Genomic DNA, 24,330 nt, shown 5'->3' on the forward strand with positions numbered 1-24,330 from the left:
TTTAAAATTAATTAATAAATAAAATTGCTGATGTCATTAATACAACAAATGAAGTTGAATCAAAACGATCCATATATCCACCATGTCCAGGAATTAAATTAGAAAAATCCTTAATTTCATATAGTCTTTTAATTCCTGAAAATGCTAAATCACCAATAATTGAAACTGTTGGTAATAAAAATATTCCTGCTAAAAGTTGTTTTCAATTCTTAAAAATTACAAATTTTTGGTTATTTGTTAAATGTCCTAGATACATTGTAATAAAAACAAATAAAGCCCCAAAAAGAAAACCAATAAATACTCCTTCTCATGATTTTTTTGGACTTATTTTTGGTGCAAAACCAACCTTAATTAATTTTTTACCAAGCAAAGAACCTCCAAAATAAGCAAAAGAATCTGTAACAACAGGAATAATGATTATTGCAAACAAGAAATATAAACTACTTGCATTATAAATGAATAATGTTTTGAAAGAAAGTGGAATAAATCAGGTAGCAAAAATTGCAATGAAATATGAAATCATTTTTTGCTTAATTGGTTTCTTTAAAACAAATAAATTTATTAGATATATTAAAGAAATAAAAATAATGATAATTGAAATTTGAAGTGCTCTAAAATTAGTTAAAGTATCAGTTGAAAAAAAGATTGCTTTTTTAATTTGAATTGCAACTTCGGTAATACTAATTCCGGTATGGTTTGCTAAATATAAAAAAGAACTTGAATCTTCCTGGTTTGGTATGTTTGCTGTATTCACTGGAATTTGGTATCAATCAAATGGCATCATCCAAATAACTGAACTCAAAATTGCAATTAATACATTTTGTCATTTTTTTAAAACACTATGTGACAAAACTTCATAAACAGCTCAAGTTGTAATTATTGCATAAAATGAAACACCAATTACTTTACCTGCAATTTTTCCAAAATAAACAATCAATAAAAAAGGAATTAAAATTGCTAATAAAATAACTGCGGATTTTATTCTTTGCTTAATATTTTTCATATTTTTTTACCTTTATTGATTTCTTAATTTTAAGTGATTCCTAGAAATAAAAAATAGCCAATAAAGAAAAATTATATTGTCATCAATTCTTTTTCTTTAATTTTGGCTAAATTATTTATTCTTTCAATTGCCTTATCAGTCTCTTTTTGGATTTGGTCTAAAAAGTTTTTTTGTAAATCTTCTGATAATTCTTTATCGGCCTTGATTTGCTTATTGATATCTTGACGAATTTGTCTAATTCCAACTCTTGATTGTTCGGTTGTTTGATTTAATAATTTAGTCATCTCAAGACGTTTTTCAGTTGTCATTTGTGGATATATTAATCTAATTTGGTGACCCATATTCATAACTGTAATATTTAATTTTTGATCAAGAATAGTTTTTTCAATATTTTTTAAAATCACCATATCATATGGCTTCACAAACAATTCAAGTGGTCCATTCGGTGTGATTGAAGCAATTTCATCAAGATTCATTCATGAATCATAATAATTTATTTTAATTTTGCTAATCAAAGCCGGATTTGCTTTTCCAACGGCTACTTTTAATAATTGTTTTTCAAAATTTGCTATTGTTTTTTCAATATTCTCTTTTAAATTATCAATATAAAAACTTAATTCCATAATTTTTCCTTAAATATTATTCCTATTTTGTAATAACTGTATTAGGTATTTTATTTTCAATTGCTCTTAATAATGAATTTTCTTCATTAATATCAAAAATAATTATATCAATATCATTATCTTTTGCCATTGCGGCTGCAGTTTGATCAATAACTCTCAGATCTCTTTCTAATAATTCATCATAAGTTATCCTATCAAATTTAATTGCATTTTTATTAAATTTTGGATCACTATCATAGACACCATCAATATTATTTTTACCCATTAAAATTGCATCCGCTTCAATCTCCGAAGCATAAAGTGTTGAAGCTGTATCAGTTGTAAAAAAAGGTCTTCCAGTTCCACCAGCAAAAATAATAACTTGACCATCTTTTAAATATTTTTTTGCTTTTTCATTAATATAAACTTCGCAAACTTTTGGATCCATTGTTAATGAAGATAGAACTCTTGATTGTAATCCATTGTGTTCAAACCCAGATTGAAGTGCTAATGCATTCATTGTTGTAGCAAGCATACCAATATAATCAGCTCTCACTCGATGGATGCCATTTTTTGCCGCACTTGTTCCTCTTCAAAAATTTCCACCACCAACAACAATTGCTACTTCAACTTTATTTTTAATTATTATTTGTAATTGCTTTGCAAATTTATTAACTAATTCATAATCAATTGCTAAGCTTTTTTCTTTATTTGCCAACCCTTCGCCAGATAATTTTATTAAAACTCGTTTGTACTTGTAACTCACGGCTAAACCCCCAAATAGATTTATCTTTATAAATTATATAGTTTAAATATAATATCTTTAGGATATTAATTTGAGAATTTAAAAAAATTATTTTTCATTAATTTTTTCATCAAGTAAAAGTAATTTTTTCTTTGCTTTATTAACTGCGTCATAAGCACCAGCACGGGTCATTGCTAATTCATTAGCAATTTCACTAAATGATAAATCTTCAAATAAATGTAAATATATTGCTTGTTTTTGTGATTGTGTTAATAGTGCTGAATATTTATCGTACAATTCAATTAATTTATTTCTTTCTTCAAGATCTTGCATTATTCATTAATGCCTTTCATTAATCCAAAAATATATGATTCAAGATCAAATTCTTCAAGATCTTCGACTTTTTCACCTAATCCAATAAATTTAACCGATAAATTAATTTCATCTTTAATTGTTAGAACAATTCCACCTTTTGATGTTCCATCCATTTTTGTTAAAACAATTCCACTTAAATTTGTTGCTTCTCCAAAAGCTTTAGCTTGTGAAATACCATTTTGTCCTGTTGTTGCATCTAATACTAATAAACTTTCATGTGGAGCACCTTCAATTTTTGAAGATAATACTTTGTTTATTTTTGCCAATTCTTGCATTAAATTGATTTTATTTTGAAGTCTTCCGGCTGTATCAATAATTAAAACATTATAATTTTGTTCTTTTGCTTTTTCGATTGCACGATAAACTACCGCTGCTGGATCAGTTTCATTTTGTAATGGTTTTATTATATCAGCGCCAACTTTGTTTGCCCAAATTTCAAGTTGTTCAACTGCTGCTGCCCGAAATGTGTCTGCTGCTGCAATTAAAACTTTATTTCCTTCAGAAATTAATTTATGAGCAATTTTAGATATTGAAGTTGTTTTCCCCGAACCATTCACACCTACAACCAAAATTGTATTTATGCGGTTTGGTTTAATATTCAAAGTTGTATCAACAATTGAATTTGATGTATAAATTGTGAACAATTTATCTGCAATAATTTCATTTATTAATTTCGGATCATCTATATTTTCATTACGAACTTCTTTTTTACATTCCTCAATAATAATTTGCACTAATTTTATTGAAATATCTGACATAATTAAAATTTCTTCTAATTCTTCAAAAAATTCTTCATCGATTTTGTTATGTCTATTTTGAAGTTGCTTAATACTTTCTACAAAAGAAGAATTTGATTTTGATAAACCCGCAATATAGTTATCAAGTTTTTTTTGTTTTTTTAACTCTTTTTCTAATTGCTTTTTTTCCTTAGCTTCAATTTTTTCTTGTTTTTTGGCGATTCTTTCTTCTTTAGTCCCAAATAGTTTTTCTTTTAATCTTAACCAAAATCCCATTATTTCTCCTTAGATAAAATAAATAAGTTTATTTTATTTATAAATTTTAATATAAAAAAATTTAATAAAAAATTTGTTAGTAAAAATTAGCGAATTCATATAGATTTTTTTATTTTTTAATTAATTAAGTTTTTATATTTTAAAAAGAGCTTATTTTTTTTCAAGTAAAACTAATGTTTCAATATGATGCGTTTGAGGAAACATATCATAAGGGATAACTTCTTTTATTAAATAATTATTATTAATTAATTCTTTTAAATCACGAACTAAGGTTTTAGGATCACAACTTAAATAAATTATTTTTTTTATTTTTGATTGAATTATTGCTTCAATACTTTGCTTTTTTAATCCTTCTCTTGGTGGATCAAAAATTGCTAAATCAATTTTTTTGGCATTCTTTACAATCCAATCATTTGCATCATCATTAATTACTTCAAGATTTTTAAGTTTATTTTTTAAAATATTACTTTTTGCTAGCATTGTTGCAATTTGATTAATTTCAATTGAATAAACTTTATTTGCTTTATTTGCAATATAACTTCCAATTGTTCCAACCCCAGAAAAAGCATCAACAATGTTTAAATTACTTGATTCAATTCAATCAAAAATTTGTTGATAAATCAAAACCATAATTTCTTCATTTATCTGATAAAAACTATCATTCTTTACATTAAATCTAAAATTATTAATTTGATACTCAATTCCATTGTGATGCAATAAATTTATTCAATGATTTTTGTTTTCAATAAAGATTGAAAATTTATAAATTGATATTTTTTTATTTATTTTTTCTAAATTATCAATTAAGTTTTTATTTGGATGATTTTTTAAAATTAAAATAATTTCAATTTCTTCATTTAAATTATTATTTGATGGCGATCTTAAAATTATTTTTTTAGGTTTTAGATTAAAAATTGCTTTTTTTAATTCTTGATCAAATTGATTATTTGGATCTAATAAAATATTTTTATAGAACTTTTTAATTGTTGAGTTTCCTAAGTATAAATCACTTTGTGCAATTAATTGATGACTGTGCTTTTTATAAAAACCAAATTTAATTTGATTTTCATGGTATTCAATTTGGAGACTTATTTTATTTCGATAATTTAATTGATTGTTAGATTTAATGATTTTTTTAACATTAAAATAATTTAGATTTCTTTGAAATAAATTGTTAATAATTGTTTGTTTGAAGTTTAATTGATCTTGATATGACAAAGAAAGAAGTGGACTTGAACCACTTTCATATAATTCTTTTAATTGATTATTTAATTCTTTTCTTTTACTTGATTTATTTCAAAGTTTAATTACTTTTGCAAAACAACATTTTTTAGAATAATAAGTTATTTCAATATCTGCTATTTCATTTGGTAATAAGTTATATACAAAAATAGGAATATCAAAATCGCGGATTATACATAATCCTTCATATGATAATCCTTGATTAAGATTTGATTGGTTTTGAATTTTTTTTAAAATCAATCCTTTTTTTAAAGTAATTTTATTTTGATTATTATCCATTTATTTACCTAAGCAAAATTTATTAAACATATTATCTAATAAAGCCTCATTATCATGTTCTTTATTAAGAATTTCTCTTAAAATCATTCAAGCCTTATTGATATCTAAAATAACAACTTCAGGTCCATAACCCAATTGTAAACTTTTAATTGCAGTTTCCAATTCATTCACACATTGTTTTAGAAGTCCTAAACGTCTCGTGTTATAAATAAGTTCTGGATCTTCATAATCAAGATTTAAATAATTTTTTACCAAAGCATTTTTTAATTCTCAAGTATATTTGTTTTTAGCAGATGTTAAAACAATATCTTTTGAAACTTTTTTTTCTAATAAATCACTTTTATTTATGACAGGAATATAAATTTTATTTTTTGATAATTTTTTAATTAATTTATCTTCTTCATTTTCAGTATGCAATGGACTTGTTAAATGAACAACAATTTTTGCTTCTTCAATTGCTTTAATTGATCTTTCAATTCCAATTGATTCAACTAAATCTTTTGTTTTTCTGATTCCTGCTGTATCAATAATTCGAAATAAAATTCCATTTAATTCATAATCATCTTCAACAACATCTCTTGTTGTTCCAGCAACATCTGTAACAATTGCTTTTTCTTTTTCTAATAAAAGATTTAGTAGTGATGATTTTCCTGTATTAGGTTGTCCAACAATAGCAACTTTTATTCCGTTATATACATCAGTTGCATTTTCTGATTTTTTAATAATTATTTCAATATTATTTTTTAGATTAGAAATTAATTTTAATAATTTATTTTTATCCATTTGTTCAATATCATTATAATCTGAATAATCAATATTGATTTCAATGATTGAAATAATAGTCAGTAATTGTTCTTCTAATTTTTCAATAATTTCATTATCTTTATTATTGAATTGTTTTATTGCAATTTCAGCTTGAATATTTGTTTTAGCATGAATTAATGAATTAATCGCTTCAGCTTTTTCTAATGTTATTTTTCCATTCAAAAATGCTCTTCTTGAAAATTCACCTCGGTTTGCTATTCTTGCACCATTGGCAATTATTAAATTGAGAATTTTATTTGTTACAATAATTCCTCCATGAGCATTTATTTCAATGGTATCTTCTCCAGTATAATTTTTATTTCCAATATGAAAATTAACTAAAACTTCATCAATGATTTTTTTTGTTTTAGGATCAACAATATAACCATATGTTATTGTTTTATCTTGGCCAATTTTTCCAGTATAAATTTTTTTTATAATTTCAATTGCTTCTGGACCTGAAATTCGAATTATTGAAATGGCTTGATTAATATTTCCTGATGATATTGCAGTTATTGTGTCATTATAAATATTCTTCATAAATTGAAATTATAAATTAAAAAATTAATTTGATTATGACACTGATACAAAATAAATTTATGTTTATATAAAATTTGAAAAATTTGAGTTTTGTTGTTAGTTAAATTAATAAGAACAATAAGAGTTGTTAAAATCTTAATAACATCAAAATATTACTAAAAATAAGATGAAAAAAAGAATTAAAACTATGTTAATTATCTGTTTGTAAAAACTAATTTATTAACATTTAAAAAAATAGAAATTTTTATTTTTTTTAATTAAATTTAGTTTAATTTTCTTAAAAAAAATACTTATTTTAAATAAGTTTTAAATTTGTTTTCAAGAAAATAAAAAAATTAAACAAAGCTAGAATTTCTTTGCTTAATTTAAAGTAATTTTTATCAAATCTTTACTCTTTTTTTAGGACTCAAATACATTTTGTCACCTTTTTTAATATTAAAAGCTGTATAAAAATCATCTGAGTTTTGAACTTGAATGTTAGCTCTTAAGATTGTTGGAGCATGGACATCAGTATCTAAAAGTAATTTTTGTAGTTCTTTACGGTATTTAGATCTTCAGTTAATTGCATAATTAATATAAAAATGTTTAGCATTAAAATCTTTTTCAGTTTTAGCTGCTTCGAGTGCACAAGAAACTCCGCCAGCATCAGCAATGTTTTCTGAAACAGTTAATTTACCATTACATTTTCCTGCTTCAGTTTTTTTGCCATCGAATAATTCGATCATTTTTTTTGCTCTTTTTTCAAATTCGATTTTGTCTTCTTTCGTTCATCAATTGACCATATTTCCAACTTCATCGAAGTTTGCACCATTGTTATCAAAAGCATGTGATATCTCATGTGCTATAACAGCTCCAATTCCTCCATAATTTGCTGATGAAGATTGTTTTTTGCTATAAAAGGGAGCTTGTAATATTCCAGCTGGGAAAACAATGATATTTTTTGTTGGATTATAATATGCATTTACAATTGCCGGTGTCATTGATCATAAATCTTTATTTTTCTTTTTGCCATATTGTTTAAATTCAGATTTTTTTCTTATTGCATAAAAATTAAGTACATTCATTAATAAATCATTGTAACCGTCATATTTTTTGACAATTAAATCTTGATAAAATTCATCAATTATTTCAGGGTATCCAACATAAACACCAATTTTAGATAATTTAAGAATTGCTTTTTCTTTTGTTTGTTGTGATAGTCAAGTATTTTCTCTTAAACGATTTTCATAAATTGAAATCATTTTACTTATCATTTTTTCAACATTCTTTTTATTTTCTTTACCAAAAAATGTTTCACCATAATATTTACCAAATGGCATTGCAAAAACATAATCAGCAACAAATTTAGTTGCTTCTTTTTTCTTATCAAGTGGTTTAATTTGACCTCTTAATGTTCTTGAAAATTCATTTGCAACCATAAGACTTTCATAGTCCAAATAATGTGCAAGTCTTAATAATGTATTGATATATAGAAAAGCTTTATAGTTTTCAAAATTTTCTTTTTTAATTAGATTAGCAAAATCATCAATCAAATTATCTGATACACAAATAACTTCATTTATTTCTTGTTTAAAAATGTTAGATAGTATTTTTGATAGTTTTAATTCTTTAATTTTTTTATCAAAATTATTAACTTTTTTGGGATTATAAATATTAGTTACAATTGCTCATTCTTCTGCTGACAAAATATATTTTGCGGCTTCAGTGTCTCAAATTAAAGATTTATTAATTAAGTCTTCTGCTCAATGAACATTGTTATTAATTTTTAAAAGAAGTTTCATTGTCATTGTTGTTCAAACTTTGTATAATGAATTTTTTTTCTCTTCATCTAAATAGTATTGCTTTTCAGGAAGAATAACATCTGGACAAGAAACAAAAAGAGTTTGTTTTTCAAAATTTTTAAAATCAGTTTCAACAAATAAAGGAATGGGTAAATCAAAACCCTTAAATAAAAAATCAGCATAATTTTTTTCTAAGTCATGTCAACTACTTAATTTTTCAATTGAATCTAAAATTTTGATTGCTGGTTTAATTCCGTTTTTCTTTCTTTCATTTCAATTGTTAACTAAAGTAAAAAAATTAACCATTTCTATTAAGATCGGATCTTTTTTAATTTCTTCATTATTAATTGCTCATTTGTTTAGCAGTTTAATTTTTAATTTTGTAAGATTTTCATCTAGTCTTTCAAAAGAACCAACTGATGATTTGTCATCTGGGATTTTGTGTTTAGCTAATCATTCACCATTAACTGCTTCAAAGAAGTTTTCTTTTATAAGTTTCTTATTCATAAATTACCTTTCAAAAAGATTCTCTTTCTTACTACTTTGTTTTTTGTTGCCTTACTTCTTGTGTAAAACATTTTTAAATCATGATCATATATAAGTTTCTTATAGTTTTTGTAGTCCAATTTTTCAAAAATAATTGCAATATTTAAATCTTTTGCTTTTTTAATTAAAAATCTTATGTAAAGCATAATTGCTGGATTCTTAATTTGCGCAGTAAGATTTTCATCAATTCAAATAACCTTAACTCATTTATCAATTAAATAAATAATATCATCATCAAGTTCTTTTAACTTAATTGCTGTACATAAATTAGGATTATTTTTTTGAATTTGTTCAATCTTCTTTTTAACTCTTGCCATTGTTTTTATATTATTGATTTTAATTAATTGAAAGAACGAATTTGTATTTGATGATAACTCATTAACATCATTATTTTCAATAAAATTAAACACATAATCATTGATATTTAAAATTCTTCCTTGTGTATTTGTTTCAGTTTTGTTTTTATAGAATTCAAAGAAAAAGTTTTTATAAATATCAAGCATTGATAAAGTTTCAAAATTATCAATTTCAAGATTTTTAAATTTTTTTTCAATCAATAAAATATTGAGTTTTGTATTATTGTCATTGAAATCATTGAAAAAGATTGGTTTTATATCAATGTTTGTATTGCTTTTTAATTGATTTGAAACATCAGTATATTTTTTTTGAAATTGAATAAAAGATTGCATTTTTTCTATTTCATTTGATAATCAATATTCCTTGACTAAAGGGATTGATTTTAAATAATCAAAAATTAGTTCATAGGCAAAAATACTATTATTCTTTGTTAATAAAATTCCATCAAACGCATAAAAGGCTTTAAAAAGTGTCTTATATGTTTGGGCATAATCATGAATTGTTTTAATGCTATTCATGGCTTTTTTCTTGCTAAATTTTGGTGAAGGAAAGACGAAAAATAATTTATTTCAATCCCAAATTATTTTTATTCCTAGAATTTTATTTTTTATGCATATATCTCTAAAAATTTTAATAAATGCATTCACACTAGTGATTGATTTCATATCTAAAATAAATGCACAGGCAAAATATTTATTATCTGGAGTTATTAAATAACTAATATTAGTATTAATTGGTTCAAAAACGAGTTTATTCAAATAATTGGATTCTTTTCAATTAAGAGTTAAAAAAATTCTTTCTTCATTAATAAAATTAAGATCAATATTTATTTTAATGATGCTTTTTGAAAGGCGGTTTTTCTTTTTTTCAAAACTAATAAAAAGATTTTTTTTAGCTTCTAAAGCTTTTTCAAATGTTAGTAATGATTTTTTATCAAGGATTGCTTCAAATTTACTAAGTTTAATTCATTTTCGATTTTGTAAATTTAATCTTTTTAAAAAAATTGGTTGAGATTTAATATCAAAAATATGATTATGTGATTTTATTCTTTCTTTTTCAATATCAATTTCAAGAAAAAGGAAACCATTTTTTGTATCAATTGCTTTTTTTCTTTTGGTTGTGAAATAAATTCCTAAATATGAGCCAAGAACAATAACAATAATAAAGAAAATGACAAAAGGAATTAAAAGGGCATTACTCATTTGAATTTTCATCCCATTTCTTAATTGAATGGTGTGATCTTTCAAATTGTTTAATGATTTTTTGAAAGTCGAATTTGACTGTGATGATTGAATCGACCATTTCAATTATTTTTCCCTTGCCATATGTTTTGTGCATAATATAATCACCAATAATTAAATCAACATTATTTAGATTATTTTCTTGTGCAATTGAAAAATCAGAAGCTAGATTTATACTATTATGCTGTTCCTTAACACCCATTTCTTTTAGGAATCGACTTGGTTTGCTAAATCCTGATTTACTTATTGCGAATGATAAAAACAATTTCTTTTTTGCCCTTGTTATTGCAACATACATTAATCTTCTTTCTTCTTCTAGTGCTTCAATATTTTCTTTGTATGTATTCATATAGCGAATAAAAGTAAAATCTTTGTGAGGTGAACTGATGATTGCTCTACGCAGAGGAAAAAGACCTTCGGCTAAACCACAAATAAATACATAATCAAATTCTAACCCCTTTGCATTATGTACTGTCATTAAAGAAACAAAATTTGTTGCATCATCATCACTATCATGGTCTGTAATAAGTGCCATTTCTTGTAAATATTCAGCGATAGTACCAAATTTATTGTTTATTTCTCACTGTTCAATTGCGTTTATTAAACTTAAAAAATTTTCTTTTTTACTTTCATATTCTTCTTCAGTATTTTTATAAATTTCAAAATACCCAATAATCTTAAACATGAATTCTTTTAATGTACTGCTTATTGAATTAGTTTTAAGAGCGACTCTTGCTCAGCGAATTGCATTAATTAGATCAGCAATTTTTTGCATTGTCAATGAGGAGATACCAAGTTTTCCTTGAATAGCATCAAAATTATTTTCAATCGCAGTGTATAAATCAAGATTTTTGCTTTTAGCAAAATTAAGCAATTTTTCAATAGTTACTTCACCAATTTTTCTTGAAGGCTTGTTGATAATCCGAAGAAACATTAGTTCATTTCCATCATGAATAACTCTTAAATAAGCCAATGCATCTTTGATTTCTTCTCTTTGATAAAATTTGATTGAACCAAAAAGTTTATATATTGAATTTTCTTTGATTAATGCTTCTTCAATTGCTCTTGAGTAACTATTTGTCCGGAATAAAACAGCAATGTTTTTTAATTGAATGCGATTTCTTTTTAATTTAGAAATACTTTGTGCGATTCATCTTGCTTCATCTTCTTCGCTATAACCACAAAAGAAATCAACTTCTTCCCCTTCTTGGTTTTCTGTGAATATCTTTTTTTCCAATCTTAATTTGTTATTGTCAATTAATTGGTTTGCATGTCTTAAAATTGTTTTAGTTGAACGATAATTTTCTTCCAATTTAATTGTTAATGCATCTGGATAATCTTTGTGGAAATTAATAATAATATTTATATCAGCATTTCTTCAACTATAAATAGTTTGATCAGGATCACCAACAATAGTTAAGTAATTTGTTGAACAAAGTTTTTGTAGAATTTTATATTGAATTAAACTTGTATCCTGGAATTCATCAACCAATAAATAATCATATCTTTTTGATCATTTTTTTGCAGTTGCTTCATATTTTGGATCATAAAATAGAGTATATACAAAAACTAATAAATCATCAAAATCAAGAGCTTTTGCTCTTTGTAGTCTTTCTTGGTAATTTTTGTAAATTGATTCTTTAATTTTATTAGATTTTTTTTCTTCATTTGAAATTGATAGATCTTCTTCTTCATCTTCTTTTTGTTCATTGCTAGGAAGATTAAATAATGAATTTTTTTTGTTTTGAATAAAACTTAAAATCGAATTATAACTAAATTCATTATTTGAGATTCCTAATTCAGAATAAATAGATTTTAGAATTGATTTTTGATCAAGTTCATCAACAATTTGAAAATCATTTTTGTACCCTAACAAATGGATATCGTGACGAAGAATATTTGAACAAATCGAGTGAAATGTACTTATTGTCGGAATCCTTTTTGGGTCTTCCAAAATTGTTGTGACCCTAGTTTTCATTTCATTCGCTGCTTTATTTGAAAAAGTTAACGCTAAAATACGTGAAGGATTTATGTCTAATTCTTCAATTAAATAAGAAATTTTTTTCGTTAATACTCGAGTTTTACCTGAACCAGCTCCAGCAATGATCCTCAACGGTCCATCATTGTATTTGACCGCCGCTTTTTGTTGTTCATTTAAATTGTTCAGATTCAACATATTTCCTCCTTGTTATTATCGAAATTCGATATTTAATACATTAAATTATATCTTATTAGGTTTCTACAAATGATGAGTAATAAAAAATAGCTGTTTTTTAGCTATTTTTATCTAATAAATGAATTTTTGGTAATTCTCTTTTTTTAGGTAAAATTATTTGTTTATTTTCTTCTATTTCAACTTCTTCATATTTGTTTTTTCAAACTGTTTCTGTTTTGGATAACTTGTCATTTCAATTTATTCTTGATGGGCCAATCCCACTTAGAATAACTAAAGCCTCAAGGTTAACTGCAATTGTTGCTAAGATTACTGGAAGACTAAGAACAATTTTTTCAGCCGAATTTAGTTTTTGTCCTCTTGCTGCTTTTAAAAAACCATCAGTTGAAATTAACATGAAACTTAAAAAAATAAAAATTCAAAAAAAAGCAAATAATCTTTGTCGGTCAAAAATATATTTTGAAATTTTTATTTTTTTATTAGTTTCTTCATTTGCTTGGATTTTTATTTTGCAAATAAGCATACCAATCGTTTGACCCTTGCTAAAAATTGGAATTAACAAATATGAAAAGATAATAAATATGATTAATAATAAAAGTCAAAAACGATAAATTAATTCACGATATAAAATATTTTCAGTATAAAAATTTGCTTTTTTATAATTAAAAACAATAAAAGATGTTCCGATTGCAAAGAGAATAAAGAATAATAAATCAATAATTGTTGCTAATATTCGAATTCAAAAATTAGCTTTTATATTTTTTTTAATTACCATACGAATTTTTTAAAAATTAAATTTCATTTTTTTGTGAATTGATTTGTCAATTCGTTTAAATCACTAATTTTAAATTGCTTAAAATATGGATTTTCATTAATTTCTTTTAATCAAAATTCTTTTTGTTTTTCAATTTCTTTTAAAAGTGATTCAGACATGTTATTAAAAACTTTTGATTTCAATGAATCATTTTTAATTTTAAATATTCCTAAAAATCCGGCAATGTAGTAACAATAAGACATAAATCTTGCAAATTCAATTGCATTTTTTTTATCAATTTGGTCTTGAGCAATTGATGCAATGATTGAATTTCATGTTCTTGATAATGATTGAATATTGAACATAAAAAATTTGCCATTCAAATCTCTTATTCAAGTGTTTTTAAAATAAATATAAGTTTTTGATTTCAAAATAACTTCAAAAATAAATTTTGTTGAATTTTCAAAGTTTAGATCTTTGATTTTTCATTTATTAATTACTTCTTCAATCATTTCTTTTTTGACAATGTAATTAAAAATTGATTGTGAAGCTAAGGCAATTGGCAAGTTATTTTTTTCTAATTCAACTAAACCTAATGAAGGTAATATTTCATCTTTGTAAATTGAATATAGAAATTCTTTTTTAGAGAATGGTATTTCAATTAAATCTGGTTGTGTTTCAAGATTTTCTAAAAATAAATTAATTCTTTCAATAAATTCACTTTTAATTTTGTAATTTTGATAAAGAATATAAATGTATGGTGTTTCAACAAAATTTAAAACCTCTTTTAACTTAATGTCAAAATTTTGATGGGAAGTATTAAAAATAATTTTTAGATTTTCATAGTTTTTATTTTGTAATTTATCCAATTCATAAAAATGATCATTTTTGGGATTATCGATGACTATGATTGCATTAAAATCTTCACTTTTTTGTTTATAAATATTGTTTAAAATTTTTTCAATTGGAAGAATTGGATTATAAATTGGAATAATAATTGTTAATTTTTTTTTCATTGTGCATTCACCTACATTTTTATTTGACCAGCCACACGTGGGAATGGGATAACATCTTTAATATTTGCAACACCTGTTACATACATCACCAAACGTTCAAATCCAATTCCAAAACCACTTGTTTGCGCATATCCAAAACGTCTTAAATCTAAATATCATTGTAATGATTGCGTTGGAATGTTAAGTTCTTTCATTCTTTCAATAAGATTTTTATAGCGCGATTCCCTTTGACTTCCTCCAATTAATTCACCAATTCCAGGAACTAATAAATCAAATGCTGCAACAGTTTGCTTGTCATCATTTTGATACATATAAAACGCTTTAATATCTTTTGGATAATTAATAACTGCAACAGGACCTTTAATGATTTGTTCTGACAAGAATTTTTCATGTTCAGAAGCTAAATCCATTCCAAAATAAATATCTTTTTCTTCAAAGTTATTCTTAAATTCTTCAAGTTTTTTAATTACATCTTTGTAATCAATAATTGTTAATTTGTTGTCTAAAAATTTGTTTAAATTATCAAGTAAACCACTGTTGATTGAATCTAAATATTTCATTTCGTCAGTATAGTTTTTTATTGTATTTTTGATTACTGTTTTTAAAAGGTCATCAGCTAAATAAATAATATCATTTAGTTTATAAAAAGCAACTTCAGGTTCAATCATTCAAAATTCAGCAAGGTGTCTTGATGTGTGTGAATTTTCAGCACGAAAAGTTGGTCCAAAAGTATAAACTTTTTTGAAACTTTCAGCATATGCTTCAGCATGCAACTGTCCCGTTACTCCTAAAAATGCTTTTTGTTTAAAGAAATATTCTTTTGATTCATCATCAACTAATAAAGTTTCCCCAGCACCTTCACCATCATTTGATGTGATTATTGGTGAAGCCATGTATAAAAAATTATGTTCTTGAAAATATTTATGAATTTCATACGCTAATGAATTTCTTATTAACATGATTGCTTTAAATAAATTTGTACGGTTTCTTAAATGCGGAATTTCTCTTAAAAATTCAAGTGATGTTTCTTTTTTTTGGATTGGAAAATCACTATCAACATTGCCAAGAATTTTTATTGTTTTTAAAACTAATTCAAGTGGTTGCTGTGCATTAGGAGTTAAATGAATTTCTCCAGTTGCAGATACAGAAGTTCATAAAGAAATTGTTGCTAGTGATAATTTATTAATGATTTCTCCCTTAATAACTACTTGTAAATTCGAAATTGTACTTCCATCATTAATTGTTAAAAACCTTATTTTTTCATTTCCTCGATTTGAAACAATTCATCCTTCTATTTTATATTCTGATCCTTCTTTGATTTGATCTATTTTTTTTAATATTTCTTTGATTGTCATTTTATTCTCCTGATTTATTATTGAAATACATTTCTATAATATTAAATATTATAACTTAGTAATTTTAAAGTTTTAATGAAAGTTAATTAGGTAATAAATTAAGCACTAACTTTATTCTTTAAAAAAGATAAGAAAATTTTTATTATATTCGTATCATAATTTTTTTATTTTCTTTTAAAAAAGAAACATAATTTCTTGCTATGAAAAAAATGAAGAGAATGTTATTAAGTTTTGGAGTGGTTTCTTCCTTTATATCTTTTCCGATTTTAGTTGTTTCGTGTGGAAATAAAGCAAAAGAAGTTGAAACCGTTAATAAATCTAATTCAGAAACAGAATTAAATAATAATAAAAACAATCAAGAATCAAATCCAAATAATCAAAATACAAGTGATATTAAAAATAATCAAACAAATAAAATTATGGGGAATTCATCTATATCTTCTGACAAGAATGATACAAAAGGGGTTCAATCAGATTCGAGTGTAGTAGATGACAAGAATAATGAAAATTTATCTAAAACAATTGATTCAGAGAGTAAAAAGAATATAGAAAAAGAAAATCATGATTCAGACTCAACTAAAAATAAAATTCAAGAAAAAAATAATTTGTCTGAATCAACTAAAAAAGATAATAAAGATGACTTAAATATTCAAAAAGATAAAAATACTGATTTTAAAATAAGTGAATCTTCAAGTATTGAGGAATTTGAAAAGTTTTTTGATTTTATCCATAATTTGCATGATAAATCAAAAGGCATTCTTGGTTCATTAGGAAGAAAAGAATTTGGAGATGATTTTTTAGATAAATTTAGTTCATTTGTTGATAAAACAGCAGAATTAAGTATTAATTTTGGATTTCTTTTAGAAATAAAGGAAAATGATAAAAAAGAATCTGGTCAAATTATAAAATCTAATTCAAAGAAAGAGTTAGAAAATAAAATTAATTCCTCAAAAAAAGAAATATCTAAAATATATAAAGAAATAAAAGATGATATAACTAAATTAGTTAAACTTATTGAAGAGCAAAAAAAGCAAAAATAAAGTAAAAAAACTCATAACATTGAAATTGTTGTGAGTTTTTATTATTTTTAAAATTATGATTTGGTTAGCTCAAAATAGTATGAAACGATTTTTGTTCTTAAATTATTATCAATAATTGGATAAGTAAATAATGAGTATTGATTTTTGATTGGTTCTGGTTGAGAATAAATGCTTTTTGCAGTTTCATCATTGCCAAAATATCATTTTTCAATAAATTCATAAGTTAATTGATCTGCGGGTGTGTATGAAATATAATCAAAATTTCCAATTTCTGATAGTTCAATATCTGCAAATGTATTTGAAAAAGCTTCTTCAAATATTGATGCACCATCATCAGAATTATTTCTTATTATTAATAATCAATCTTTGTTTGTGCTATTTTCATTGTTGACAAAATTCTCAAGTTGATTATTTCAATTATCAATTTCTTTTCAATTATTGTTTTTGAATTTTTCATTTTCATTTAATTTTTCAATAATTTGATTTTTTTCTTCTTGGTTATTAAAAATATTTTTCAAAACTTCTTTTGCAGCATCAAGATGTTTTTCTTTATTTTCATTGATGTTTTCTTTTACTTTAGCAATGAAATCATTTTCTAATTGGTCTAGTTTTTCTTCATAAGTTTTTTTGTCGCTATATTTATGATTATTATGATAAATATTGATTCTTAAGGTTTCAAGAAATTTATTTGTGTCATCTTCACTTAATTTATGAGAAATAATTCATCCATCCATTAGAATATAATTATTTTTTGGACGAATAAAACGAATCTTCCCCTCTTCAACACTTTCAAAATTATCTTTTGAATAATAACCATCCAATGCATCACCATTGTAAATTACAGCTGCATCACTTCGCCCTGATTTTGGTTCAATTAGATGATTTAATAATTCTAATCCATCACCGCTTAAAAAATTGTACTTGGTATTACGAATTGGTTTACCTGAAGCATGTTCAACAAATTTAACAAATGATTTAATTGCATCTTTGTAATTATTTTCATTGAAATCAAACAATTTTCCCTCTCCATTTAAAGTAAAATTTTTGATTCAATCATCTCCTGAATTCATTGCTCCGATCATTAAATTATCAATGTAGGCATTGGTTCATCCAATTCTTTGATAGTTGTTATTTTTCAAGATTGAAAAAATTTCTTTTCAATCAATTTGCAATGTTTTTTCTTCTAAATGATTGATTTCGTCTTCGATATTCAAATGTGGTCTTGTTTCTTTATTGATATTGTAAGCAATACCTTTATCTTGTGAATAGTATGGAATAATAAAATCAGAAAAATGATCCCAATTATTTTCATTAATTTGTTTGGTTTCAAATGATCTTCAACGTTTGTTATTTGCATCAATTTCAAAACCAATTTTATTTCCCTTGTCTTCCATATTTGCTAATTTGCTATAAATTAGATTATCAAAATTTTCAAGATGATCTTGAATTGTTTTTGTAAATAATTTTTTTCTTTTTTGTCATGTATTTGAATTATTTCCAAAAATTTTTGTATAATCAATTTTTTTAATTTTTTTATCAAGAATTAATTGCGCGGCTTGGAAATCGCTTCCCACCCCAGCAATTGCTTTATCTTGCGTTAAAGCTTGAGTAAATTCACTAACTTCTTTAAATTCTTTGTAGTTATAATTTTTTCCAATTTTTTTAATAATTTCAGGTGATAAATATGATTCATAGTTATAAATGCTTGGACGGTATTTATTGCTTAATTTTAAAATGATTGATCCAAAAAATAAAAAGATAAGGAAAACGATTGCGAAGCAAGATAATAAAAACTTAAAAATTCTTTTATTCAATTTATAAAAACCTCCTTAAAAATCTTTTTGTTGTTGTTTTTTTGTTAATAAAATATTTTTTTTAGTTCTAATATCTTGACTTCTTTTGAAAATGATGTATACTGTGTTTGAAAAAATTACAACAAGTAATGAAATTGCACCAATAGCGAGAGATCAAGCTTGAAATTGACCTTCATATAATTTTGTTCCTAATGTTTGTGTGTTGGAAATGATTCTTGTGATAATAAAATCATCAAATGAAAGTGTCATTGTCATTACAAAAGTAAATCCAATTGAACCAAGCATATAAACAAAATATGTTTTGAATCATGTTTTAAATTTTGAATATCCTAGATCTTGACTTGATTCAAAAACACTTTTTGAGAATTTATCACTTTTTGGTAGCATAATCAAAATTCCGTATGGCAAGCACATTACAGTATGCCCAATAATTGCCCGAAAAAATCCTTCACTTGTTGCTTTTAGTGTACCAAAAAATAAGAAATTAAGTACAATTGCTAATGTTAATCCAGTAATGACATCTGGGTTTATTAAAGGAACGTTTGATGTTGTTTGAACAAATGATCTCGCAACACGATTTTTGTTTCTTCATAAAGAAAAAACGGTTAACAAAGAAAGACTAATTACTAAAATTGATGTTGCTAGTCCTAATAAAAATGAGTTAGCAAAAGCTAATAAATTAGATTTAGAAAATAATTCAGCATAAGCTTCAAATGAGGTGCGGTTCCATGTTGTGACTGAAAAAATTCCCTTATCTGATGGCGCATTAAAACTATAAATTGCCCCAAAAATGATTGGAATATATAAAAAAGCAAGAATGATAAAGACATATGAGCATTTTAAAAAATTCTTAAATTTATTCATAATTACTTCCTTGTCTTTTTTTGGCAATTAAATATGGAATTCCATAAATAATGCCATAAATTGCTAATAGTACTGAAAGTGTAATAATAACCAAAGTTGATGAGTTTGCTAAATCAAATGGGTTTACAGTATTCGCAAATTGATTAATAAGATTACCAATTAATTGTTTTTGACTTCCATTTGGCAACAATTTATCAGAAATAATAATTGATGTTGCAGCCATCATTAAAACAATGCCAAAACCACTTAAAATTGCTTTTGCTGAATATGGAATAATAACTTTGAAAACGGTTTTAAATTTTGAATATCCTAAATCCTCAGAAGCTTCTAAAATGTTTTTAGGCATATCTTTAAGAACTTGGTATAAAGGTAAAACCATAAAAGGTAAATATAAATATACCATTCCAAAAATAATGAAAAAATTATTGTTTAATTGGTTTTCATCAAAAATTGCCGAAAATAATCCACGTACAGCTAAAGCTTTTGAAATTGTAAAGATGGCAAGTGGGCTTAGAATCAAAGTCAATCCTAAAATTTTAATTATTTTGTATTTTGATCTTGAAACAATGTATGCGTAGGGGAAACCAATAATTAAAGCAAAAATCGAAGCAAATAAACCAGTTAGTAAAGAACGACCAATGATTAATCATGTTGAAGGACGCAGAGCAATTGCTCAACTCTCAAGTTTTGTTTGTCCTTCTAAGGGTTTAAAAGCATAAATGCAAACAAATATCATTGGTAAGATAATGAATAAAATTGCAAAAATGATGTATGGAATCAGAAATGAAATTTGCAGTTTTTTCATTGGTGAAGAGTTTTTAATTTTTTTTGATACCGCAATCTCTTTATTAGTCATTTGCACTCTCCATTTCATTTTGATTTTCTTCAAATTTTTCATCTTTTTGCATTAAGTGGATTGAGTCAATATCTCAGTTTAAATAAACTTCTTTTCCAACTTCATGTTTTGAAGGGGTTTTAACATTGATGATTTTTCCTTTGAGATTGATATCATAGTTATAATAAATACCACTATAAGTTGATTTAATGATTTGGCCAGTTAATTTTGCCTTTGCTTTAGTTTTAGTAATAATAATGTCTTCTGGGCGAATTAAGGCATCTAATTTTTGACCTGGTTTAAATTCAGTGTGGATTGTATCAAATGTTTTTGAAATAAATTTAACTCTTCCTTCCTTGACAAAAGTTGCATCAAAAAAGTTTGAATCACCAATAAAATTTGCAACTCATTTGTTAATTGGATAATCATATAGTTCCTTTGGTGTTGCAAATTGTTCAACTTTTCCATCCCGAATAATCGCAATGCGATCGCTTAGTTGCAGCGCTTCATTCCGATCATGAGTAACAAAAATGAAAGTTAATTTTAGTTTTTGTTGAATATCTCTTAAGAGAATTTGCATTTTTTCCCGGATTTTAGCATCCAACGCACTAAGTGGTTCATCTAATAAAAGAATTTCTGGCTCAATAACTAAAGATCTTGCTAAAGCAACTCTTTGTTTCATTCCTCCAGATAAGAAATTAACATTTTTTTTCTCATTACCACTTAGGCCAACAAGACTCATGATTTGTCTAACTTCTTCATCCATTTCGGCATTATTTATACGCCGAGTTAAATATCTTTTTTCATATGTTTCTGTTTTTAGATCAACATAGTTTTCCCAATATGAATATTTGAAGTCCATATCATCAATTCATTGTTGATATTTTTCTTTTTTTCGTCTAGATAACTTGGAATTTGTGCTTAATTCTTTTTCATAAATTTCAAATTCTTTATCTAGAGCTTGCATTTTTTGTTCTGCATATTTTCTTCATTTTTCTTTTTGTGTTTTTAGTTTAATTTCAAAAGATTTTGGTACATTTTCTTTTTTAATTCGCTTAAGTCTTAAACCATATTTAATGTTATTTTCAACATTCAAATGGGTAAATAAAGCATAATCTTGAAAGATTGTTGAAACATCACGTTTATGTGGGGATAAATCCTTGATATCTTTTCCATGAAGTTTAACTTCTCCACGTGTCACTCATTCAAATCCACCAATGATTCTTAGGATTGTTGTTTTTCCTGAACCAGAGGGCCCAAGCAAGGTGATAAATTCACCTTTTTTAATTTGAAGATTAACATTATCTAAAACAGTTTTATCTTCAAATTCTTTTACAACATCAACTAATTCAATAATTGAAGTATCTTCTTTTTTGATCTTCTTTTTTTCCATGATTTACCTTTCAATTTTGTTATGAATTTGTTATTTGGTAATAATATTCAATCATTTTGGTTTTTAATTCCAAATTAAGTGGTTGATAAGCTCTAAAATTGATTTTTGCTTGGTCATTAGCAGCAGATTCAACAAAATCAAAAATATTTAAAGCTTTTTTATCAGGATTTTTTTCATCATCTAAAAAATATCATTTCTTTAAAAAATTTTTAATATTTTTAAAACTAGGTGAATAGTTAATTTGATGAAAATTCATTAGATGCGGTAAGTTATCATAGTCTCATGCATTTTGAAATTCTTCATAATTTTCTTTGAAAAAACCTGCATCAATTTTTTCAAGGTTTTTTGCTTGATTAATATCATCATTGTCGAATAGATTTTTTAAAAATTCAGTTTCCTTTGTTGGTTGCTTATTTTTTAGATTATTAAAAACATTATTTAGATATTGATTTTCTAATTCTTTTGTTTTTTTATTTGTATCAGCATATAAATTTTCGTTTAACACTGAAAGTAATAAATTTGCTTGTGAGTCGCTTGTATCTTTGGAGATTATTCAAGCATCAATATTCATATATGTATCTTTTGGGCGAACAAAAGAGATATTGTTTTTTTCAGGTAAACTTGCGAAATTATCTTGACCATAATAAGCATCCAAAGCATCACCATTATACATGATTGCAATATCTGCTTTACCTGTATTTGGTTCAATGATTGATGATACTAATTCTTGACCGTCTGTAACTAATTTATTACGATTAATATCTTTAATTGAACTACCTGTTGAGTTGATTACAAACTCATTGAAATCATTAAGAATATCTTTGTAATTATCTTTATTGAATTCTTTTCAAATATCATTTTCTTTTTGGTCATTTTTTTTATCATGAGCATAAAATTGACCAATCATTGTATTATCTAAAAATCAATTTGTTCAATAAATTCTTGGTTTTTTGTATTTATTTGTTAATTTTTTTATTGTTTCTAGTCATGTTTTTCCATCTTTAATATCATCAAAATTTTGGTTTTCTTTGAGATTATTTCTTTTCTTTTTCGCAATTTGGGAATTTTCAGGATTATAAACAATCATTTTGTCAAGCGTAAAATAAGGAATTAAGAATTCATAAAAATTATCGATTTGTCCATCATTATTGATATCAAATCCAATTGCTTGCTTTTTTTCATTATAAAAAATATAAGGTTTATTTTTTTTATTTTCAGGATTGATTTTTTTTATTTCATTAATAAGTCAATTATCAAAATATGCAAATTGTTTGTTTACTTCATCAGTATATAAAGCAGAAATAACTTCTTTTTTATTGTTATCTTCATATTCAATGCCATAGACTTTTTTAAAATTAATTTTTTTTAATTCATTTTCAAGAATTAATTGTGCAATTTGATAATCAGAACTTACTCCTGCAACAGCTTTCTTATTTTTTATTGCCCTTGTAAATTCATCAAGATTCTTAAATACATGATATGAATAATTCTTTTTTATTTTATTGATTATTTCTTTGCCCAAGTAGGATTCATAGTTATAAATACTTACTTTATAAGGGTTGGATAATTTTGCAAACAAAATAATAAAAAATAATAAAAATAAAATTGCAATACTTATACTAAAAAGAATTAATTTCATTCGATGAGTTAACAAACCAGTTTTCATTATTAGTAGCCAGCTCTCTTAATTTTTTGCTCATTATTGACTCAGTTGTCATCAACTTTAACTTTTAAAAATAAATTAACACGATGCTCAAAAATTTCAGTCATTCTTTTTCTTGCATTCATTGAAATTGTTTTTATTTTATTACCATTTTTACCAATGACAATCCCTTTTTGAGATTCATTTTTAACAAAGATTGTTGCTTCAATATGATAAGGAAGATTTTTTCCTTCATTTTCTTTGAATTCTTCAATTGAGATTGCAATTGAGTGCGGGATTTCTTGATAAAGATTATTTATTGCAGTTTCACGAATAATTTCTTTTGCAATAAATCTTAGGGAAACATCACTTAATTGATCTTCGTCATAAATTAGTTCATCTTCATAAGCATGTTTTTTTATTTCATCAATTAAATCATAATAGGTTTGTTGATATCCTTGACCTGTTCCTAAGATAGTTTCTAAACCTAATTCCTTTAATTGGGAGGCTTTTTCGTCTAATAATTCTTTTTCTTTGATTAAATCAATTTTTGTAATTATTCCAAGTAATTTATTATTGGTTAACTCTTTAATTTTATTAATAATGTATTTGTCTCCAGTTCCTAATTTTTCATTAGCAGGAGTTAAGAATAGAACAACATCAACATCTTTAATTGTTTGATAACTTTTTTCGTTTAATTTTTCAGATAATAAAAATTCAGCTTTGTGAATTCCTGGTGTATCAATAAAAATAATTTGACTATCAACATCATTATAAATGCCTTTGATATTATCCCGTGTTGTTTGTGCTAAATTAGTAACAATTGATAAGTCAAAATTTAAAATATTATTTAATAAAGTACTTTTTCCAACATTAGGTCTACCAATTAGTCCAACATAACATATTTTTTTCATTT

20 protein-coding genes are annotated in these 24,330 nt (G+C 24.6%); 1 reads left to right on the plus strand and 19 read right to left on the minus strand.

What is annotated here, in order from left to right:
- Nucleotides 1–7 precede the first annotated feature (7 nt).
- The 13 genes from D2845_RS02710 to asnS form a co-directional block, all read right to left on the minus strand.
- Nucleotides 8–1,003 carry a phosphatidate cytidylyltransferase gene (locus D2845_RS02710; RefSeq protein WP_110858127.1) on the minus strand — a complete coding sequence of 332 codons (996 nt, stop codon included), beginning with the start codon at nt 1,001–1,003 and terminating at the stop codon, nt 8–10.
- A gap of 71 nt (nt 1,004–1,074) precedes the next feature.
- Nucleotides 1,075–1,626, minus strand: coding sequence for a ribosome-recycling factor (locus D2845_RS02715; protein ID WP_002881575.1), 552 nt, complete (start codon nt 1,624–1,626; stop codon nt 1,075–1,077).
- 22 nt (nt 1,627–1,648) lie between these two features.
- Nucleotides 1,649–2,371, minus strand: a complete 723-nt coding sequence (gene pyrH / locus D2845_RS02720) for a UMP kinase (RefSeq protein WP_002881576.1) — start codon at nt 2,369–2,371, stop codon at nt 1,649–1,651.
- An 87-nt stretch (nt 2,372–2,458) separates the two neighbouring features.
- Nucleotides 2,459–2,683 (minus strand): sigma factor-like helix-turn-helix DNA-binding protein, encoded by a 225-nt coding sequence (locus tag D2845_RS02725; protein ID WP_002881578.1) that lies wholly within the window; start codon nt 2,681–2,683, stop codon nt 2,459–2,461.
- Entirely contained in the window at nt 2,683–3,738 is a 1,056-nt protein-coding gene (gene ftsY, locus D2845_RS02730; protein WP_110858126.1) for a signal recognition particle-docking protein FtsY, read from the minus strand. Before ftsY ends, D2845_RS02725 begins: the two co-directional genes overlap by 1 nt.
- Before the next feature lie 150 nt (nt 3,739–3,888).
- Nucleotides 3,889–5,259, minus strand: a complete 1,371-nt coding sequence (rlmD, locus tag D2845_RS02735) for a 23S rRNA (uracil(1939)-C(5))-methyltransferase RlmD (RefSeq protein ID WP_110858125.1) — start codon at nt 5,257–5,259, stop codon at nt 3,889–3,891.
- On the minus strand, nt 5,260–6,603 hold the full coding sequence (gene mnmE / locus D2845_RS02740) for a tRNA uridine-5-carboxymethylaminomethyl(34) synthesis GTPase MnmE (protein ID WP_110858124.1): 1,344 nt from the start codon (nt 6,601–6,603) through the stop codon (nt 5,260–5,262). It abuts the gene before it with no gap.
- Between the two features lie 377 nt (nt 6,604–6,980).
- Nucleotides 6,981–8,891 carry a M13 family metallopeptidase gene (locus tag D2845_RS02745; protein WP_110858123.1) on the minus strand — a complete coding sequence of 637 codons (1,911 nt, stop codon included), beginning with the start codon at nt 8,889–8,891 and terminating at the stop codon, nt 6,981–6,983.
- Entirely contained in the window at nt 8,873–10,501 is a 1,629-nt protein-coding gene (locus D2845_RS06715) for an MHO_4530 family protein (protein WP_110858122.1), read from the minus strand. Before D2845_RS06715 ends, D2845_RS02745 begins: the two co-directional genes overlap by 19 nt.
- Complete coding sequence (locus D2845_RS06720) at nt 10,482–12,704, minus strand: ATP-dependent helicase (protein WP_110858121.1); 2,223 nt, start codon at nt 12,702–12,704, stop codon at nt 10,482–10,484. The genes D2845_RS06715 and D2845_RS06720 overlap by 20 nt, the downstream gene beginning before the upstream one ends.
- A 97-nt stretch (nt 12,705–12,801) precedes the next feature.
- The gene (locus tag D2845_RS06725; protein ID WP_002881586.1) at nt 12,802–13,476 is read right to left on the minus strand and encodes an RDD family protein; all 675 of its coding nucleotides are present in this window, start codon (nt 13,474–13,476) and stop codon (nt 12,802–12,804) included.
- Nucleotides 13,470–14,471 (minus strand): glycosyltransferase family 2 protein, encoded by a 1,002-nt coding sequence (locus D2845_RS02765; RefSeq protein WP_002881587.1) that lies wholly within the window; start codon nt 14,469–14,471, stop codon nt 13,470–13,472. Before D2845_RS02765 ends, D2845_RS06725 begins: the two co-directional genes overlap by 7 nt.
- Nucleotides 14,472–14,482: 11 nt before the next feature.
- A complete protein-coding gene (asnS, locus tag D2845_RS02770; protein WP_002881588.1) occupies nt 14,483–15,826 on the minus strand; it encodes an asparagine--tRNA ligase in 1,344 nt (447 codons plus the stop codon).
- Between the two features lie 200 nt (nt 15,827–16,026).
- On the opposite strand from asnS, the gene D2845_RS02775 reads away from it, so the two are divergent.
- Nucleotides 16,027–16,866 (plus strand): hypothetical protein, encoded by an 840-nt coding sequence (locus D2845_RS02775; protein ID WP_145960854.1) that lies wholly within the window; start codon nt 16,027–16,029, stop codon nt 16,864–16,866.
- Between the two features lie 53 nt (nt 16,867–16,919).
- Here D2845_RS02775 and D2845_RS06730 read toward each other — a convergent pair whose 3' ends face one another.
- From D2845_RS06730 to era, 6 genes are read right to left on the minus strand one after another with little or no spacing between them, the layout of a single operon-like run.
- Nucleotides 16,920–18,680, minus strand: coding sequence for a hypothetical protein (locus D2845_RS06730; RefSeq protein WP_110858119.1), 1,761 nt, complete (start codon nt 18,678–18,680; stop codon nt 16,920–16,922).
- 15 nt (nt 18,681–18,695) lie between these two features.
- Nucleotides 18,696–19,544 (minus strand): ABC transporter permease, encoded by an 849-nt coding sequence (locus D2845_RS06735; protein WP_110858118.1) that lies wholly within the window; start codon nt 19,542–19,544, stop codon nt 18,696–18,698.
- Nucleotides 19,537–20,400: an ABC transporter permease gene (locus tag D2845_RS02790; RefSeq protein WP_002881595.1), complete on the minus strand. Its 864-nt coding sequence runs from the start codon at nt 20,398–20,400 to the stop codon at nt 19,537–19,539. Before D2845_RS02790 ends, D2845_RS06735 begins: the two co-directional genes overlap by 8 nt.
- Nucleotides 20,393–21,772, minus strand: coding sequence for an ABC transporter ATP-binding protein (locus D2845_RS02795; RefSeq protein WP_110858117.1), 1,380 nt, complete (start codon nt 21,770–21,772; stop codon nt 20,393–20,395). Before D2845_RS02795 ends, D2845_RS02790 begins: the two co-directional genes overlap by 8 nt.
- 19 nt (nt 21,773–21,791) lie before the next feature.
- Nucleotides 21,792–23,438 carry a type 2 periplasmic-binding domain-containing protein gene (locus tag D2845_RS02800; protein ID WP_110858116.1) on the minus strand — a complete coding sequence of 549 codons (1,647 nt, stop codon included), beginning with the start codon at nt 23,436–23,438 and terminating at the stop codon, nt 21,792–21,794.
- Between the two features lie 2 nt (nt 23,439–23,440).
- Nucleotides 23,441–24,328, minus strand: coding sequence for a GTPase Era (gene era, locus D2845_RS02805; protein ID WP_110858115.1), 888 nt, complete (start codon nt 24,326–24,328; stop codon nt 23,441–23,443).
- Nucleotides 24,329–24,330: the final 2 nt, after the last annotated feature.

It is taken from the genome of Metamycoplasma alkalescens (genome assembly GCF_900476125.1).
Classification (GTDB): domain Bacteria; phylum Bacillota_I; class Bacilli_A; order Mycoplasmatales; family Metamycoplasmataceae; genus Metamycoplasma; species Metamycoplasma alkalescens.